This is a genomic window from Paenibacillus sp. D9 (genome assembly GCF_001188365.1).
In the GTDB taxonomy this organism is placed as follows: Bacteria; Bacillota; Bacilli; order Paenibacillales; family Paenibacillaceae; genus Paenibacillus_O; species Paenibacillus_O humicus.
In genome coordinates this window covers 2,336,615-2,352,166 of sequence record NZ_JZEJ01000001.1, presented here as the reverse complement: position 1 = coordinate 2,352,166, position 15,552 = coordinate 2,336,615, and the positions used below count along the sequence as shown (strand labels likewise).

At 58.9% G+C, this 15,552-nt stretch carries 19 protein-coding genes; 9 read left to right on the top strand and 10 right to left on the bottom strand.

Annotated elements, in window-relative coordinates; all coding sequences use genetic code 11:
* Window positions 1–77: 77 nt before the first annotated feature.
* Window positions 78–1,334: a methyl-accepting chemotaxis protein gene (locus VE23_RS10805; RefSeq protein WP_048747327.1), complete on the bottom strand. Its 1,257-nt coding sequence runs from the start codon at window positions 1,332–1,334 to the stop codon at window positions 78–80.
* Window positions 1,335–1,649: 315 nt separating this feature from the next.
* Between VE23_RS10805 and VE23_RS10800 the strand changes: the two genes are divergently transcribed.
* The gene (locus VE23_RS10800; RefSeq protein WP_021879718.1) at window positions 1,650–2,075 is read left to right on the top strand and encodes a hypothetical protein; all 426 of its coding nucleotides are present in this window, start codon (window positions 1,650–1,652) and stop codon (window positions 2,073–2,075) included.
* A 151-nt stretch (window positions 2,076–2,226) separates the two neighbouring features.
* Here VE23_RS10800 and VE23_RS10795 read toward each other — a convergent pair whose 3' ends face one another.
* From VE23_RS10795 to VE23_RS10785, 3 genes are all read right to left on the bottom strand, one after another.
* Entirely contained in the window at window positions 2,227–2,451 is a 225-nt protein-coding gene (locus tag VE23_RS10795) for an alpha/beta-type small acid-soluble spore protein (protein ID WP_049867962.1), read from the bottom strand.
* A gap of 109 nt (window positions 2,452–2,560) precedes the next feature.
* Window positions 2,561–3,025, bottom strand: a complete 465-nt coding sequence (locus tag VE23_RS10790) for a DUF1980 domain-containing protein (protein WP_021879716.1) — start codon at window positions 3,023–3,025, stop codon at window positions 2,561–2,563.
* Window positions 3,026–3,064: 39 nt separating this feature from the next.
* Entirely contained in the window at window positions 3,065–4,069 is a 1,005-nt protein-coding gene (locus tag VE23_RS10785) for a permease (protein ID WP_049867961.1), read from the bottom strand.
* A 382-nt stretch (window positions 4,070–4,451) separates the two neighbouring features.
* Between VE23_RS10785 and trpS the strand changes: the two genes are divergently transcribed.
* Complete coding sequence (gene trpS, locus VE23_RS10780) at window positions 4,452–5,435, top strand: tryptophan--tRNA ligase (RefSeq protein WP_048747322.1); 984 nt, start codon at window positions 4,452–4,454, stop codon at window positions 5,433–5,435.
* An 80-nt stretch (window positions 5,436–5,515) separates the two neighbouring features.
* Here trpS and VE23_RS26995 read toward each other — a convergent pair whose 3' ends face one another.
* On the bottom strand, window positions 5,516–5,683 hold the full coding sequence (locus VE23_RS26995; RefSeq protein ID WP_021879713.1) for a DUF5325 family protein: 168 nt from the start codon (window positions 5,681–5,683) through the stop codon (window positions 5,516–5,518).
* A 139-nt stretch (window positions 5,684–5,822) separates the two neighbouring features.
* Between VE23_RS26995 and VE23_RS10775 the strand changes: the two genes are divergently transcribed.
* Entirely contained in the window at window positions 5,823–6,047 is a 225-nt protein-coding gene (locus VE23_RS10775; protein WP_048747320.1) for an alpha/beta-type small acid-soluble spore protein, read from the top strand.
* 158 nt (window positions 6,048–6,205) lie between these two features.
* Here VE23_RS10775 and VE23_RS10770 read toward each other — a convergent pair whose 3' ends face one another.
* Entirely contained in the window at window positions 6,206–7,192 is a 987-nt protein-coding gene (locus VE23_RS10770) for a metal-dependent hydrolase (RefSeq protein WP_048747341.1), read from the bottom strand.
* 183 nt (window positions 7,193–7,375) lie between these two features.
* On the opposite strand from VE23_RS10770, the gene VE23_RS10765 reads away from it, so the two are divergent.
* Entirely contained in the window at window positions 7,376–7,681 is a 306-nt protein-coding gene (locus VE23_RS10765; RefSeq protein ID WP_069202456.1) for a hypothetical protein, read from the top strand.
* Here VE23_RS10765 and gerQ read toward each other — a convergent pair.
* On the bottom strand, window positions 7,678–8,268 hold the full coding sequence (gene gerQ, locus VE23_RS10760) for a spore coat protein GerQ (RefSeq protein WP_084781391.1): 591 nt from the start codon (window positions 8,266–8,268) through the stop codon (window positions 7,678–7,680). The genes VE23_RS10765 and gerQ overlap by 4 nt on opposite strands.
* A gap of 42 nt (window positions 8,269–8,310) precedes the next feature.
* The gene (locus VE23_RS10755) at window positions 8,311–8,733 is read right to left on the bottom strand and encodes a cell wall hydrolase (protein ID WP_048749727.1); all 423 of its coding nucleotides are present in this window, start codon (window positions 8,731–8,733) and stop codon (window positions 8,311–8,313) included.
* A gap of 329 nt (window positions 8,734–9,062) precedes the next feature.
* Between VE23_RS10755 and cyoE the strand changes: the two genes are divergently transcribed.
* The 4 genes from cyoE to VE23_RS26465 all read left to right on the top strand — a co-directional run bounded on the left by cyoE (window position 9,063) and on the right by VE23_RS26465 (window position 12,344).
* Window positions 9,063–9,962 (top strand): heme o synthase, encoded by a 900-nt coding sequence (cyoE, locus tag VE23_RS10750; RefSeq protein WP_232313340.1) that lies wholly within the window; start codon window positions 9,063–9,065, stop codon window positions 9,960–9,962.
* A 59-nt stretch (window positions 9,963–10,021) separates the two neighbouring features.
* A complete protein-coding gene (locus VE23_RS10745) occupies window positions 10,022–10,663 on the top strand; it encodes an SCO family protein (protein WP_021880871.1) in 642 nt (213 codons plus the stop codon).
* 85 nt (window positions 10,664–10,748) lie between these two features.
* The gene (locus tag VE23_RS10740; RefSeq protein ID WP_049867960.1) at window positions 10,749–11,675 is read left to right on the top strand and encodes an AEC family transporter; all 927 of its coding nucleotides are present in this window, start codon (window positions 10,749–10,751) and stop codon (window positions 11,673–11,675) included.
* A gap of 531 nt (window positions 11,676–12,206) precedes the next feature.
* Window positions 12,207–12,344 carry a hypothetical protein gene (locus VE23_RS26465; RefSeq protein ID WP_157053939.1) on the top strand — a complete coding sequence of 46 codons (138 nt, stop codon included), beginning with the start codon at window positions 12,207–12,209 and terminating at the stop codon, window positions 12,342–12,344.
* 533 nt (window positions 12,345–12,877) lie between these two features.
* Here the strand turns inward: VE23_RS26465 and VE23_RS10720 are convergent.
* Entirely contained in the window at window positions 12,878–13,255 is a 378-nt protein-coding gene (locus VE23_RS10720) for a toprim domain-containing protein (protein ID WP_048744971.1), read from the bottom strand.
* A gap of 404 nt (window positions 13,256–13,659) precedes the next feature.
* On the bottom strand, window positions 13,660–14,871 hold the full coding sequence (locus VE23_RS10715) for an MFS transporter (RefSeq protein ID WP_048744972.1): 1,212 nt from the start codon (window positions 14,869–14,871) through the stop codon (window positions 13,660–13,662).
* Window positions 14,872–15,074: 203 nt separating this feature from the next.
* Between VE23_RS10715 and VE23_RS10710 the strand changes: the two genes are divergently transcribed.
* Window positions 15,075–15,500: a hypothetical protein gene (locus tag VE23_RS10710; RefSeq protein ID WP_048744973.1), complete on the top strand. Its 426-nt coding sequence runs from the start codon at window positions 15,075–15,077 to the stop codon at window positions 15,498–15,500.
* Window positions 15,501–15,552 lie beyond the last annotated feature (52 nt).

The window sequence follows — 15,552 nt, the reverse complement described above, 5'->3', positions numbered from 1 at the left end:
GAGGAAGGTTGAATCATTCCTGCGGACAGGGCGGAGGGACAAAAAAAGCCCCCGGATTTCCCGGAGGCTTGAGGCTGCTAAACTTTGAACACTTGAATCGTCCGCTGAAGCTGGGACGCCATCTGCTGCATCCGCCCGGTTTCCTCGACGACGGTCTGGATGGCTTCGATCTGCTCGTTCATAGCGGCGGATACTTGCTGTGTTCCAGCCGCGGATTGCTGCGTAATGGCGGATATGTTCTGGATGGCCGAGGAGATCAGGCGAGCGCTTTCCTGCATGCTTTCGCTTTCTTTGGAGAAGGTGTGGATCTGTTCGGAAATGAACTGCACGCTGGAGACGATCTCGCTGAAGATCTGTTCGGTCTCCTTGATCATCTCGGATTGAAGCTGGACGGCCTGCTCGTTGATCTTCATGTTCGACGCCGCTTCCTTTACGCCCTGCTCAATTCCTTTGACCAGATGGAAAACCTCCTTGGTCGAAGCGGTCGATTCCTCGGCCAGCTTGCGGACTTCTTGGGCGACGACCGCGAAGCCGAGTCCGTGCTCCCCTGCGCGCGCCGCTTCAATAGAAGCATTGAGGGACAGCAGGTTGGTCTGCTCCGCCAGATCCGATATCGTCCTCGTAATGGAGGAGATGCCTACGGCTGCTTCGGAGAGCTTGCTGATGGCCGCCGATACCTGGGTCGCCGCTTCTTCTGTCCGGCGGGTTCCTTCCGCCTGGGTCTCGACGGAGTGGCGTCCCTTCTCGACCAGGCGCATCGCTGCTTCCGAGCGCTCATTCATCAGGCGGCTGGATTCCGCATAAGCGGAAACCTTCGTTTCAATATCGCGGATGGAATCCGTCATGTCCCCGACCTCGCCGGAGATCTCGTTGGCTCCGGTCGCAAGCTCTCCCGCTGACGAGGCCACTTGCTCCATGACGTTTTTGACCTGGCGGTTTTTCTCGAAGATGCCGGTGCTCGTCTCGCCAACCGTACGGCTGATCTTGGAAGTGTCGACAAGAATGTCCCGGAGCTTTTCGATCATGCTGTTGAAGGAATGGCCGAGCTCGCCGAGCGAGGAGCTGGAGGCGTCGACCTTCTGCGTGAAATCTCCCTTCGCGATGCGGTAGGCGACGGCGGTCATCTCCTCGATGGAGCCCATAAGCGAGCGCTCGATGATCTGGGAGAGCGGATATGCGGCCGCAGCGCAGACGGCGATCGTGACGAGGGCCGGCCACAAGGCGGAACCCGCAACCAGCTCGAAAACAAGGCTTACAAGACTGAATGCAACGACCATGCCGTACAGGGCGTACCGGATTCTGCTTTTGACGGAAAGAGAATTGTACCATTCCATGAAAATCGCTCCTTATCGATAGGAAAAATGAAGGCTATGTATGTAAGATGGAAAGGGAAAAACAAGGGAAAATAGGTCTTTTGTATTATCCATATTATAACATTGTACAGAGGCAAGGTCTATAATTGTCGAATTTCTATTGAAAAACAGGGAATATAGACCCGGATAATCGTAGAATTTTATCATATTTTGTAAAAATTTAGTTGATGGCTGGTAATGGATGTCCTATAATGTCGCTACAGACCTCCTAGAAGCGTTTTGACCAAGATGCCCCGACAACAGGGGAACGGAATTCAAGGCAGGGAGGTGACATTAATGAATTCATATGGTTCTGCGCCGCTGGCCAGACAAGTCGACTATGTATTCCGCCAGCTGGAGACGGAGCTTACGCATGCTTCCGCAGGCACCGTGCTTATCCATATCCGTAATAATACTGTCGGCAAATACGGCATCCGGCATAACCCCATCGAGCTAAAAAATAATTCGGCCTCGTTCTCGCCGAAAGGGCTGACGGCAGCCCAGGTGCAGGAATTCCGGCATATGGCGGTCGAAGCCCTCAAGCACAAGAAGGAATGGACCCACGGAGAGATTTTGTACGACTTCTCGGTCCGTCAAGGAACGGCTTCCAGCTGGTCCGCGAGCATGCTTTGCGAATCGAACTATAATTTGGCTAGTTCCCCGTTCCGGTTCGAGCCCAAGCATCCGAAGCTGTACGAGCGCAAGGAAGCGGCCGAAGAGTAGCCGAACGGATGATTTCGCCATCCACATGATCTCTTCGTTTCTCTTCATCGCAACGCCCCCAAAAGAACAGCCTTTGTCCTCATCGGACAAAGGCTGTTCTTTTCTGATGGAGTTTGCGCCGGCATGCGGCGCCTTCGAGCCCGTACGGTTATTAGCGCATGCGTCCGGCGCTGCCGGAGAGCTGCTGCTCGGCGATTTCAACGAGGCGCTTCGTTATGTAGCCGCCGAGAGAACCGGCATCGCGGGTAGCCATATTGCCGTAGTAGCCGTCTTGCGGGATTTGGATGCCGAGTGCTTGCGCAGCTTCGAATTTCATTTGCTCAAGCGCTGCTTGGCAGCCTGGAACGACGAGGCGGTTGGTGCGGGATCCTGCCATGGAATTCACCTCCTAAGTGGTCTGGAGGTAGTATGCTCACATTGTTTCCAAATATATGCATCGGAAAATTCGCATGCGCCATTTCTCTCCATAACGAAGGAGATTTCAATTAAGAACGGGAATGCGGCGACGGCGGCAGGGCCGATTTTTCTCCGGAAACAGGAGCGGATGGGGAGGAAAGAGGCTGGCCGCCGCCGTGATCGTGAATTCCCTTCTCCTGCTGCCAGTCTGCCGGACTACCTTGATCGGGCAGCATGCCGAGCAGAAGGGGAAGGAGGAAAAGGGCGTACATGGCCCATTGAAGCGGGCCCGTCTTTCCCGGCGAATGAGCGCCGCAATCGCAGTCGGCCTGGATATCGTTGCCCTGAAGCAAGGCGATGGCGGCGTACAGCTGGCATAAGGCCATGGCATACAGCGCAATTGCCGACAGCTTGATTCCTGCGAATGCGCCGGATGCGACAAACTGATGCAGCGAGTCTGTCTTGGCCAGGCCCGTCATATAGAGTGCGAACAAACCCATGATGAAGGCGCGCGCGAGCTGGTGGAGGACTTTGGTACGGTATTCCGGCTGCAAGCGGATCAGCCTCCTCTCGCAATGGGATTTTATCAGGACTTAGGACAAGAACAGCGCTTCGACGATCCAGGAGCCGGCCAGGACCAGCAGGGCTGCGGAAGCTGCCGCCGTAAGGACGAAGCGGGCGCGGAACGAGGCCAGCAGCATCATCAGGCTTTTGAGATCGATCATCGGTCCGAAAACGAGGAAGGCCAGCAGCGCGCCATGCTCGAAGCTGCCGCCGAAGGAAGCGGCGACGAAGGCGTCGGATGTCGAGCAGAGCGACAGCAGGAAAGCAAGCCCCATCAGGAACAAATGCGAATACAGCTGGCTGCCCCCGAGCTCTTCGAGCATGGAGCGGCTGACCGCGGTCTGGAACAGGGCGGCAAGCGCGGCGCCGAAGATGAGGTATTTGCCCATATCGAAAAATTCGTCCGAGGCATGGGCCATCGTGCTGATCAGCCTGCTGCCCGCGGATGCGGGGAGCTCGTCACGCCGCGTCGGCGCAGAGCCGTACATGGAGGCGAGATCGGCTTTGAGCGGATTGCCGCGCATGGATTTCCAGACGATGACGCCTGTCAGCACGGCCACGGCAAAAGCGAGCCCGGTCCGGGCGAAGGCCATTGCCGGCGCATTCCCGAAGGCGCTGTAGGTGGAGTAGAATACGACCGGGTTCACGACCGGGCCGGCCAGGATGTACGCGATTCCTGCGCTTGCAGGCATGCCTTTGCGGATGAGGCGGCGGACGACGGGAATCATGCCGCATTCGCATAGCGGAAACAGAATGCCGGCCAGCCCGGCGATCAGAATGGCCGGAAGGGGGCGCGAAGGCATCAGGCGGCGAATCAGCTCGTCCGGCACGAACACCTGCAGGATGGCGGAGAAGAGGACTCCCAGCAGGACGAAGGGAAGAGCCTCGAGAATGATGCCGATAAATACCGTTTTGAACGGCTGGATATCGGCTCCCGATATTCCCGCATCTCTATGGATGATGGCAAAGGCGGCAGCGGCGGCTCCGATGGAGGCGGCTGCGGTCAGGAGCGGAACAAGGCGCTGAGGTGACATGCGAGGCCTTCTTTCTACGGTCCGGCATAGGGCCGATGAGGCCTGTACCAATGTATGCGCGGCTGCCGAGGAGCAGAACGGACGCTCTTGACTTTTGGGGGAAGGAGGCTATAATCGGGGTAAGCAAATGGCTGTGAACAGAAACAAGTAGGCGCTGTAAGCGAAGATTTCCCAAGAGAGCCGGCGGAAGCTGAGAAGCCGGCGGAATCGGAAGGCGCCGAATGGACTCTGGAGCCGGGAGCCAGTCTCCCCGGGCTAATCCCCGTTATCGGATCCAAGGCTGGATGTTTCAGCGAATTAGGGTGGCACCACGGTCTCTCGTCCCTTGCGGAGGAGAGGCCTTTTTGTTTTTTCCATTCCACAATAGGAAGGCTTGGTTCTAATGAAGAAAGTCCTCTCGGGCATACAGCCCAGCGGTCAGCTGACGCTCGGCAATTATATCGGAGCTTTGCAGAATTTCGTCAAGCTTCAAGAAACGCATGAATGCTACTTCATGGTCGTGGATCTCCACGCCATTACCGTACCTCAGGATCCCGAAGCGCTGCGCGAGCAGTCCAAGTCGATCGCCGCGATCTACCTCGCCGCAGGCATCGATCCAGAACGCGCGTCCATCTACATGCAGTCGCATGTGCGCGCTCACGCCGAGCTGGGCTGGATTTTGACGACGCTGACCTCGATGGGAGAGCTGGAGCGGATGACGCAGTTCAAGGACAAGGCTGCCGGGAAGGATTCCGTGGGCGCAGGCTTGTTCGTCTATCCGTCCCTGATGGCGGCGGACATCCTGGTCTACAACGCCGACCTCGTCCCGGTCGGAGACGACCAGAAGCAGCATCTGGAGCTGACCCGCGATCTGGCGCAGCGCTTCAACAGCCGCTTCGGCGATTTCTTTACCGTGCCGGAGCCCTATATCCCGAAGGTAGGCGCACGCATCATGTCGCTCGACGACGCCTCCAAAAAAATGAGCAAAAGCAATCCGAATCCGGGCAGCTTCATCGCGCTGCTGGATCCGCCCGACGTCATCCGCAAAAAAATCAGCCGCGCCACGACGGATTCGGGCAGGGAAGTCCAGTACGACCTTTCCTCCAAGCCGGAGGTCAGCAATCTGATGGGCATCTACTCGCAGATGTCGGGGCTGTCTCTGCAAGAAGTAGAGGCGAAGTTCGAAGGACAGGGCTACGGTCCGTTCAAGAAAGACTTGGCCGAGCAGATCATCGCCGTCCTGGAGCCGCTGCAGGAGCGTTACCGCGATATCCGCAGCTCCGGCCAGCTCGAGGAAGTGCTGCGCCGCGGCGCCGAGAGAGCATCGGCCGAAGCCGACGCGATCGTTGCGGGCGTCAAGGAAAGAATGGGCTTCCTGAAGCCGTAAGCTGAAAGTCAAAGGAAATGCCAAAAGGGTGCCGTTCTCGGAGCTTGTCCGGGAGGCACCCCTTTTTTATAGCCGGCCTTTCAAGAACGTTTGAGACGCGACTTGAGCATGAAGCCGAGGCCGATGAACACCGTCGTGGCGACGGCGAGCGTAATGGCCAGCCAGGCGCTGAAGCTGATGGAGATTGCGGTCGCTACCATGAGAACGCAGGACAGCAGAGAGTAAATCAAGGCAAGGGGCTTGGACATGGCGGTATGCCTCCCGATTCAGATTAGGATGAGGAAGAAAATTTGAAGAGCCGTAGAATAGAACTTTCGAAACGGAACATAATAAGCTTGCAAGCTTGCAACACACATCAAAGTGCGAACTTCGAAAGGAGCAATTACAATGGCAAGCAACAACAGCGGAAGCAACAGACTGGTCGTGCCAGGTGCAAAACAAGCCCTTGAGCAAATGAAATTCGAAGCAGCACAAGAACTGGGTGTACAAATTCCAGCAGACGGATACTACGGCAACGTAGCAACCCGCGATGCAGGATCCCTCGGCGGCTACATCACGAAGAAACTCGTGCAAATCGCCGAGCAACAACTGTCGGGCCAACAACACCGCTAATAGCGGGAAGATAAACAAGAGGAAGCCTAAGGGAAACCTTGGGCTTTCTTTTTTTGCTGCTCAGGCCTGCGGAAACAAATTAAAAAAGCCCCTCTTATTGTGAAGCAAGGGGCTTCTGCGGTCAACCGCTTCGGGATGCTCTTTTAATGGAAGCAGGCTCAGTAGGTGTTCATGCGCAGCCTCTTCTGCAGCCTTTCGTCGCTCAGCCATCCGACATAGGAGCCGAGCGTGGCGTAATCCTTGTCCATCAGAACGACCGCTACGAACGGGTACTGCTTGCGGTGGCGGTAGCGCACGTCGAACCATCGCACCTCGTAGCCGTACGAATGCTCCAGCACCTCGGAGCAGGCGAACGAGGTGAAATACAGGAACGCTTTGACGGATGCGTCGAATTTCGACTGGTCGATCGCGGGATGCTCCATGCAGCGCGCGCTCCCGGACCATTTGAGCTCGCCCTTGCGCAAGTCGCCGATCATGAAGCTTCCGTCTTCCAGCCGCTTGACGACATTCCAATTGTTCAGCGTTATCGTCGGGATGAGAATATAGGCATCCCCTTCGGCATGGGAATCGTCCAGCGTCGGCAGCTTCCGGGCCACGCTTCGATGGACCTGCGTTCTCCAGATGTAATAAGCGACGAGCAGTCCATACAGAACCGGAAAGATGAGCTGCGGCTGGAAGATTCCGAAAGCCCAAAGCAGCAAGGCGATTGCATGGCCGGCAAAAATAGTCGGATCGAAAATGTGGATGATGTTCCACGAAATCCATTTGTCCGTAAAGGGCCTTGCCGCCTGGGTGCCGTAGGTATTGAAGCAATCGGAGAAAACATGGGCGGATACCGCGAGCAGCACCCACCCGGCCAGATGCAGCCAAGGCAGCGTGCCTTGATAAGCCCAAGCGATCGCTCCCGTTATCAGCGTCGTCCAGATGAGGACGGCGGGCAGGGAATGAGAGGCGCCGCGATGGTTGCGGATGTAGACGGCATTGCTTTTGAGCCGAAGGAAGCCGTCCAGATCCGGAGCCTGCGAGCCGATGATCGTGCCCGCCATCACGGCCGCGAACAGACTCGCGTTTCCTGCGACGGCCGGATCGACGGTCGACAGCCCGGCGAGTCCCAGTCCGGCGACCAGATGCGTTCCTGTATCCAGTCCAAGCACCTCCTGAAGAGTTCAAATGGCTATGGAAGCGGCCCAGACGGCCTAGAAGGCCTTGACGCCCCCGCTTCCGGTCTTTCCATTATGCCCTCGTCGATGGTTTCTTATGTCGGGCTTGGGCTGAGGGCCCGTGTCATGCTAGGATGGAGAAACTTGATGCTACAAGGAGGAATCGGAATGAATGCCTATGCTTTGATGGTTGAATACCGCATCGAGGAGGAAGCCCGCGCGGACTATCTGGCTTTGATCGGACGGCTGGCAGAAGGCGGCGTGCCTGTATCTCTCTATGAAGGCACGGATCAGCCGAATTTGTTCGTCGAAATTTGGCCGGCAGCCTCGGAGGAGGAAGCGCGGGCATGCCAAGAAGAACGCCTCTCGGAGCGTTCTCCATGGGTTGGCATTGGCGGGATGGTCGCCGGGGGGCGTTCCCGCATCCATGCGTGGACGTTCAAGCCGTCGCTTGGACGCCGGCCATTGGCTTAGCGTTCCGTCTCGGGCGTCAGATTGGAGATCGTCTGGCCTTGGAACTGATACTCGTAGGCGATCGGGCCGTCAAAGGTGACATAGTCGAGATTCAGCGTCAGGAGCAGATAACGCATATTCGTGGCGGGATCGCGGATAATGATATGGTCGCGGCCTGCCGCCTCGATGACGCCGCGGAAAATTTTGGCGTTCCATTCCTTGTTGTTCTCATACGTCATATAGAACGTCGCCATCTTGCTGCGGTTCAAGCGCAGGATGTTCTCGACATACGATTCCTCGCGGGCCGGCACGGTTGTGATCGTTCCGGCGTTAGGCGTAATGACGGAACCGCTCGGCACGCCCGGAGGCATTTGCATGAAGGCGGCTCCCGGAATCATCATGCCGTCGTGGCTGTACATGGCGGCATTGACTCCGCCGACGCCATGCTGGCCGTAGCCCGCAGCCGCTCCGCCCACGGAAGGATGGCCGTAGCCCATGCCGGCGCCGCCGACCGAAGGATGGCCGTAGCCGGTGCCGGCGCCGCCGACGGCTGGATGGCCGTAGGCGCCATAAGAACGATAGTAATCGAAGTCATAAGTATTCGACATGAAAGGTTTCCCCGCTCTCTCTGGATAGATGCTTGATTTCGGTCAGTACACGTCCGGGCAGTCGCTGGAGGTCGGCGCGAAGAAGCAATGCGCTTTGTAGCGCCCGGTGTTGCCTTGGTTGTACCAGGTATCGGGACAATCTCCCGACGGCCTGAAAAACCACAGCGCGTTGCTGGCAGGATTCTGCCGCTCCCCGCCGATGACGCGTTTGGCGAGCCGAATTTCCTTGTCCCTGGCCTTCTGATAGAAGTAGCTCTTCTGGACCGCCTCGTATCCTCCGGGACTCTGGTACACCATGTCCGGAATGGACCTTATATTGCGGAAATCGAGGCAATTGCCGAGTACCCGGTTGACGCCGACGTTGCCCACCATCAGCATGCCGAGTTCGCCTTCGCCTTCCGCTTCCGCCCGCATCAGCCGGGCAAGCAGCTTGGTGTCCGCATCGTTGGTCTTGATGACAGCCATTATTCCTGTTCACGCTCCTTTTGCGGGAGCCTGCGGCCTGCTGTTGCTGCGGTGCCCTCCCGCCTGGGCTCCTGACCACACCTTACTGTATGCCGGGGACCGCGAGATGTGCCTGTTTTCGACTCGAAAATGAAAGCGGGGGCCAGCTCAGGGAGGCAAGACCCGGCAGCATTCGTCAACAAATAGTCTACATTGGCATGTCGAATTCATGAACTTGCCTTTCCTTACATTGTCACAAGCATTCATTTTCGGTATCATTAGTACCGTTGACTACTGAAGCCCTTAGGCGCAATGCGCTTTTGCGCTCCAAAAACAGGAGGCGCACGACTGTGTGGAAAGACTTGATTGCCCTTACCAAGCCAGGAATCGTACGCATGAACGCTTTCGCGGCTTTTGGCGGATTCTGGGTAGCTTCCCAGTGGAGCATCGACTGGCTGAAGCTTCTATGGATGCTGATCGGAACTTCTCTGACGATGGCTTCGGCCTGCGTCATTAACAATTACTGGGACCGCGAGCTCGACCTCAAGATGGAGCGGACCCGCAACCGCGCGCTGCCGACAGGCCGGCTGAAGCCGGGATTCGTCATTACTTACGGCATCATTCTCGGAATTGCCGGCCTTGCCGTGCTGTTTACCCTTGTGAACGTCCTTTCCGGCTGGCTGGGACTGCTGGGCTGGTTCGTCTATATCGTCATCTATACGATCTGGCTCAAGCGGAGCTCGACCTGGAGCACGTCCATCGGGGGCGTGTCCGGAGCGATGCCGCCGGTTATCGGCTATTGCGCCGTCACCGGGCAAGTGGATGCCGGGGCTTGGCTGCTCTTCGCCTTCCTCTTCCTCTGGCAGCCGGCCCACTTCTGGTCGCTGGCGATCCGCCGCGTAGAGGAGTACCGCGCAGCGGGCTATCCGCTGCTGCCGGTCGTGAAAGGCATCAAGCGGACCAAGCTGCAGATGATTCCTTATGTGCTGCTGCTCATTCCGACCGTAATCCTGCTCTACACGTATGGCTACACGGGCCAATGGTTCCTGTGGGTTTCCGGGCTGCTTACCGTCATCTGGTTCGCCCACACCTTGACAGGCATGCGCGCAAAAACCGAACAGGAGACCGAGAAATGGGCCAAGGTCAATTTCCTTATTTCCGTCAATTACCTGCTTGTCGTTTTCCTGCTCATGATCGCCAACACTTACAGAGAGCCTGGCGCGGCGTTCATTTCCAGCATCCTGCCTTGATGGTCTTACATGCCTGTCCGCCCGGACAGGCTTTACTTACATAAGAGGAGAGGTAAACGTTGCCATTCATCCGCAAGCATGCCTTCAAAATCGCCTTGTTCGCGCTTTGCGCCGCCATGGGCATCTATCTGCTCGTATCAAGCCGGGCCGACAGCACGCAGGCCGTCAATTTTCCGCAAAACAGCCCTGCGCCTGAGTTCACGCTTCAGAACGCTTTGGAAGACGGAAAGGAAGTCAAGCTCGCCGATTCGGACGGCAAAGTCCGCGTCGCTTATTTCTACTGGTCTCATTGCCCGGACGTCTGTCCCGCTACGACTTTCATTCTGTCCAAGGTTCAGGACAAGCTGAAGGAGGAAGGGCTGTTCGGCGACAAAGCGGAGCTGATGTCCATCACCTTCGATCCGGAGCGCGATACGCCTGAAGCCATCCGGACCTTCGCCTCCAAATTCCATGCCGACCCGGCGGGCTGGCTGTTCCTGCGCAATCCGGACGAAGCCGCCACCGCCAAGCTGGTCAAGGATTACGGCCTGTCCCTGCTTAAGGACGCCGACGGCAATTACAGCCATAACGACGTGTTCACGCTGATCGACAAAAAGGGCAATATCCGCAAATACATTACCGGCGGCATGGATCAATCGATGACGCCGGACCAAAAGGCGGATTCCATCGTGACAGCCGTCAAAAGCCTGCTGAAAAAATAAGCCTCTTCCGAGAGGCCGCTGGGTCTGTCATTCCTGCAAGAAATTGCAGGAATTTTTTTTGGACCTGAAGGAAGGAGTGGCACGCATGGCATTGCTCGGCTCGATTCTGCTGCATAACATCATTCCGCTGTGCGTCATGATCCTGATCGGGGTCGTGCTGCAGCGGATTTTCGTGCTCGACATCCGCACGCTGTCGAAGCTGAACTTTTATCTCTTTTCTCCGGCCGTCATCTTCAAGCTTTTGTATACGACCGACATTCCGTTTTCGCTGATCGGCCAGGTGCTGCTGTTTTTCGGCGTATTCATGGCGTTCCAGTACGCGCTTGTGGAGATCGTCATCCGACTGAGGGGATTTCAGGGGGGCATGAAGGCGGCAATGCGCAACAGCGTGCTGTTCTACAACAGCGCCAATTACGGCATTCCGCTCAACCAGCTGGCTTTCGCTGCGAATCCGTTCACGATGTCGATTCAGGTGCTCGTCATGATGATGCAGTCGCTGCTGCCGAACACATACGGCATCTACAGCGTCAATGCGCATAAAAGCAGCTTCCGCGACATCCGGCGCACGATTCTGTCGCAGCCGGTCATTTATGTGATTCCGCTCGCTTTTGCGCTGCGCGGCTTCGGCGTCGGCATTCCGGTCTATCTCGCGACGCCGCTCGATTATGTGGCGAATGCCTTTATCGGGACGGCTCTGCTGACGCTCGGCGTGCAGCTCGGGAGCATGAAGCGCGGCAGCGGCAAGGGGAAGACGGCGGATCTGGGGCTTTCCCTGGCGCTTCGCCTGGCGGCAGGCCCGGCGCTGGCCGCCTTGACGGTCTGGCTGCTTGGCATCGACGGCCTCGCGGCCAAGGCGCTTATCGTGAGCTCGGCGGTGCCGACTTCGCTCAGCAGCGTTCTGCTGGCGGTCGAATTCGACAACGAGCCGGAGTTTTCTTCGCAGGCGGTGCTGTTCTCGACGATATTGAGCATCGGCACGGTGACGGCGGTCATTGCTCTGCTTCAGATATAGCGGCCGCCAAAGCTTGAATGCTCCGTCCGCTGTGGCAAGCCCGCTGCGCTCAAGTGCTCAAGCCCGGCAAGCCCGCTGCGCTCAAGTGCTCAAGTCCGGCAAGTTCGCTGCGCTCAAGGCCGCTCGGCAAGCTGCCGCTCCTCCAATCGCTGTTGAACCCGTGTTCCTCTGAACTTGGCGGATACCGCGGTAGGAACCCGGCTTCAAAGGCGACCGCTGCCGCTTTTCCGGATGCGGCGGCCCGCCTTCGCTGGCTGGGCAGCGGGCAGGAGCGAGCCGGCCGTGCGGCTGGACCGCGCTGGCCGCAGGGAAAGGCAAGCCCGCTTCGCTCAAGTGTTTAAGCCCGGCAAGTTCGCTGCGCTCAAGGCCGCTCGGCAAGCCGCCGCTCCTCCAATCGCTGTTGAACCCGTGTTCCTCTGAACTTGGCGGATACCGCGGTAGGAACCCGGCTTCAAAGGCGACCGCTGCCGCTTTTCCGGATGCGGCGGCCCGCCTTCGCTGGCTGGGCAGCGGGGCAGGAGCGAGCCGGCCATGCGGCTGGACCGCGCTGGCCGCAGAGAAAGGCAAGCCCGCTGCGCTCAAGTGTTCAAGCCCGGCAAGCCCGCTGCGCTCAAGGCCGCTCGGCAAGCCGCCGCTCCTCCAATCGCTGTTGAACCCGTGTTCCTCTAAACTTGGCGGATACCGCGGTAGGAACCCGGCTTCAAAGGCGACCGCTGCCGCTTTTCCGGATGCGGCGGCCCGCCTTCGCTGGCTAAGCAGCGGGCAGGAGCGAGCCGGCCGTGCGGCTGGGCCGCGCTGGCCGCAGGGAAAGGCAAGCCCGCTGCGCTCAAGTGTTCAAGCCCGGCAAGTTCGCTGCGCCCAAGGCCGCTCGGCAAGCCGCCGCTCCTCCAATCGCTGTTGAACCCAGGTTCCTCTGAACTTGGCGGAAACCGCGGTAGGAACCCGGCTTCAAAGGCGACCGCTGCCGCTTTTCCGGATGCGGCGGCCCGCCTTCGCTGGCTGGGCAGCGGGGCAGGAGAATGCTTGCCTGCGCTGGCTGGGCAGCGCGGCAAGGGAAAGCCGGCCGCACCGTGAGTCCGGCTTAAAGAGAGCAAAAGCATAGCTGCGCCAATGGCGAGCCCGCTGGCGATGCAGGCAAGGCTGCGCCGGCAGGCCGGCGCTGCTGCAAGGAGAAGCAAGACCTGCAGCCATAGCCAAGCTCCTTAGAGCCCGTCCTCTTTGGACCAGCGGGGCTCCGGTCCCGCATCGGGGAAAATAAGCTCGGACTCGAAGCCTGCCTTGAGAAGCTGCTCCAGCAGGTATTCCTCGGGTGTTCCTTCGACGCCGGGATACCCGCGCCGGGTATAGATATGCTCGGCGTCCGGGAACTCGTCGCGCAGAATGCCGCGGATGCGTCTGCCGGAAGAATCGTTGTCGGTGAAGATGTAGACCTGGCTGCCGCCGGCCTGCTTGCGAAGCGTCTCCAGCTGCTTCGAGCCCGGAGTGCCGAAGGTGCACAGGATCGGAACTTCTTCCGACAGCACGCGCCGGAGGCGGCTCCGGTCGTTTTTGCCCTCGACGATGATGACGGCTTCTTCCACGGGAATCGCCTCCTTATCCACTAAGATTAACCTTGGAGCGCCGGTTATTCAACGCCGCCCGGTTGTCTTTGCCCCAAAAAAAGGAGGCCTGCCGAATTCGGCAGGCCTCAAGTTTTATGAGAGCGGGAAACCAGTTCTCATATCGTCATTAGAAGCAGAAGCTGCTGATGATGATAACGAGCAGAATGAACAGAACGAGGATTGCGCCAGTGGAAGTCCAGACTCCTCCCACTGCTCCGCCTACGGGAGCACAGCCTACACCTGCACCTTCGACATAAGACATTGTATTGGTCACCCCTTTGCTGCTTGGTGGGGTCATCCGGCCGCCGTCCCGCGGGCAACGAGCTGGCGGTCCGTCAGACATGGTTCAGTATATGTCCCTGCATGGTACCCGCCCTGTGCATTCACCCAGTTCTCGGCAATTGGGCGGATGGCGCTGCGGGAATCCGGTTCCGGCCTCCCCCTCCGTGGAAGGGAAGGACGGCGACAGCGAGCATGAGGAAGACGAAGGAAATGTAGTACGGCGAGACGATATGCCGGACCTGGCCGGCGATCATAGGCCCGAGGAAAGCTCCGATGGAGAAGGCGATCGACAGGATCGAGAACGTGCGGCCGTACCGCTCGCTTCCGCTCAGCTCGATAAGCAGCGTCGAGAGGGCGGGGAAGATGACGCCTTTGGCCATGCCGACGACGAGAAGCAGCGACACGAGCGGGGCATTGAATCCGGCTGCGATGCCGAAATAGGCGATGGCCAGCAGCAGGGCGCCCCAAAGCGTGCGGCGGAATGCCGGAATGCGGTTCAGGAACAGCATGCTCAAGGTGATGAGGCCGCCCGCGCTTACGACCGAGAACAGCCATCCGGTACGCATCATGCCCTCGGAAGTGGTGGACATGAGCGGGAGCTCGAAGCTGAGAATTCCTTGCGAGCAGCTGATGGCGACGGGAAGCAGGAAGACGATCCACGGGAACCCGCCGGAGTCGCCGGCAGGGACGGCCGCCGCCGAAGCGAGCGCCGCCTTTGGCGGAGCGTGGCTCAAGGACCGCGGTCCCGCCGGCAGCACGGCCGACTCCTTGCGGTCGCGGATGAACAGAAGCGCGCAGATGCTGGTGCCGATCAAGATCCAGCCCAGCAGGTAAAAGGCGCTGGAGAAGCCGATGCGGGCGACGAGAAAGGCCCCCGCCGCGGGCGAGACGACCGACGCGAGCGTGTGGACAAAGCCGCTGCCGCTCATCAGCTTGCCCTGCTGGAGAGCGTTCGCCGCCATTCTGGCCAGCAAGGCGCTGCAGGCAGGAGACAGGAAGGCCAGGACGAAACCGCTGATCGAGCGGAGAACGAGCAGCTGCCATGGATTTGCGACCTGAGCCTGAAGCAGGAGGATGACGCCGGCTCCGAGCAGGCTGAAGACGATGAACATGCGGCTGCCGAAGCGGTCGATGCCGAAGCCGGCGATGATGTTGCCCGGCAGATGGGTGAGGGAGTACATGCCCATCATCAGTCCGATGAACGAAGGCGCGGCCCCCAGCGAGACGGCGTACGGAGTCAGGATGGGGTACTGGGCATGCAGATCGAAAAAGGCGACGAATAAAAACAGGTACAGCCACATGGCGGTTCTCACGTTGTTGCCCTCCTTCAGGCTTGCGGACTCGGCTTGTTCAGGACTTTACTACTTGTACGCCCTTGCGGGACAGGATATGCTTTATCGCCGCCTCTGCGGCCGCGTTTACGCTCCCGGCAGCGTCGGTTATAATGGGACTATTGACCGCGGGGCCGGATACCGGCCCGGGGAACGCGGATATGCGACAGGGGGCATGGCGCGTCATGGACAGCTTGGGTTACGATTATGAGACATGGAGCACTTTTTTCAAGGAGAACTGGCTTGTGCTCGCGGTAGGACTCGTCATCCTGCTGCTGGTCATCGGCATTGTGCGGACCGTGGCGAAATGGGCGCTTGCGGCGGTCATCGTCATCGGCCTTGTGCTGTACAGCGGCTACAACCTGCAGGATCTAAAGGGTCTCGGAGGCAAGGTCCGCGATCAGGCGGTGACCGCCATGGCCGGGGAAGCGGGCAGCGCCCAGTACATGGACAACGGCGACGGCACCTACACGGTCAAGACCGACAATCTGGAGCTCAAAGGAAAAAAGGGCGAGGATAAGGTGAATGTATCGTTCAAGGGGGCTCCGCTCGGAACATGGAGCATCGACGGCACGATCAGGGCGCTGATCGAAGGCGCCCGGGGTAAGTAGCCTCAGAGACGCCGATGGCGGAGAGAGCGGACGCTCTTTCCGCAGCGAAGCA

Excerpts from the sequence above, each read along its gene's own strand:
- VE23_RS10805 (WP_048747327.1), bottom strand. The coding sequence starts at position 1,334 with ATGGAATGGTACAATTCTCTTTCCGTCAAAAGCAGAATCCGGTACGCC.
- VE23_RS10800 (WP_021879718.1), top strand. The coding sequence starts at position 1,650 with ATGAATTCATATGGTTCTGCGCCGCTGGCCAGACAAGTCGACTATGTA.
- VE23_RS10795 (WP_049867962.1), bottom strand. The coding sequence starts at position 2,451 with ATGGCAGGATCCCGCACCAACCGCCTCGTCGTTCCAGGCTGCCAAGCA.
- VE23_RS10785 (WP_049867961.1), bottom strand. The coding sequence starts at position 4,069 with ATGTCACCTCAGCGCCTTGTTCCGCTCCTGACCGCAGCCGCCTCCATC.
- trpS (WP_048747322.1), top strand. The coding sequence starts at position 4,452 with ATGAAGAAAGTCCTCTCGGGCATACAGCCCAGCGGTCAGCTGACGCTC.
- VE23_RS26995 (WP_021879713.1), bottom strand. The coding sequence starts at position 5,683 with ATGTCCAAGCCCCTTGCCTTGATTTACTCTCTGCTGTCCTGCGTTCTC.
- VE23_RS10775 (WP_048747320.1), top strand. The coding sequence starts at position 5,823 with ATGGCAAGCAACAACAGCGGAAGCAACAGACTGGTCGTGCCAGGTGCA.
- VE23_RS10765 (WP_069202456.1), top strand. The coding sequence starts at position 7,376 with ATGAATGCCTATGCTTTGATGGTTGAATACCGCATCGAGGAGGAAGCC.
- gerQ (WP_084781391.1), bottom strand. The coding sequence starts at position 8,268 with ATGTCGAATACTTATGACTTCGATTACTATCGTTCTTATGGCGCCTAC.
- VE23_RS10755 (WP_048749727.1), bottom strand. The coding sequence starts at position 8,733 with ATGGCTGTCATCAAGACCAACGATGCGGACACCAAGCTGCTTGCCCGG.
- VE23_RS10740 (WP_049867960.1), top strand. The coding sequence starts at position 10,749 with ATGGCATTGCTCGGCTCGATTCTGCTGCATAACATCATTCCGCTGTGC.
- VE23_RS26465 (WP_157053939.1), top strand. The coding sequence starts at position 12,207 with ATGCGGCTGGACCGCGCTGGCCGCAGAGAAAGGCAAGCCCGCTGCGCT.
- VE23_RS10710 (WP_048744973.1), top strand. The coding sequence starts at position 15,075 with ATGGACAGCTTGGGTTACGATTATGAGACATGGAGCACTTTTTTCAAG.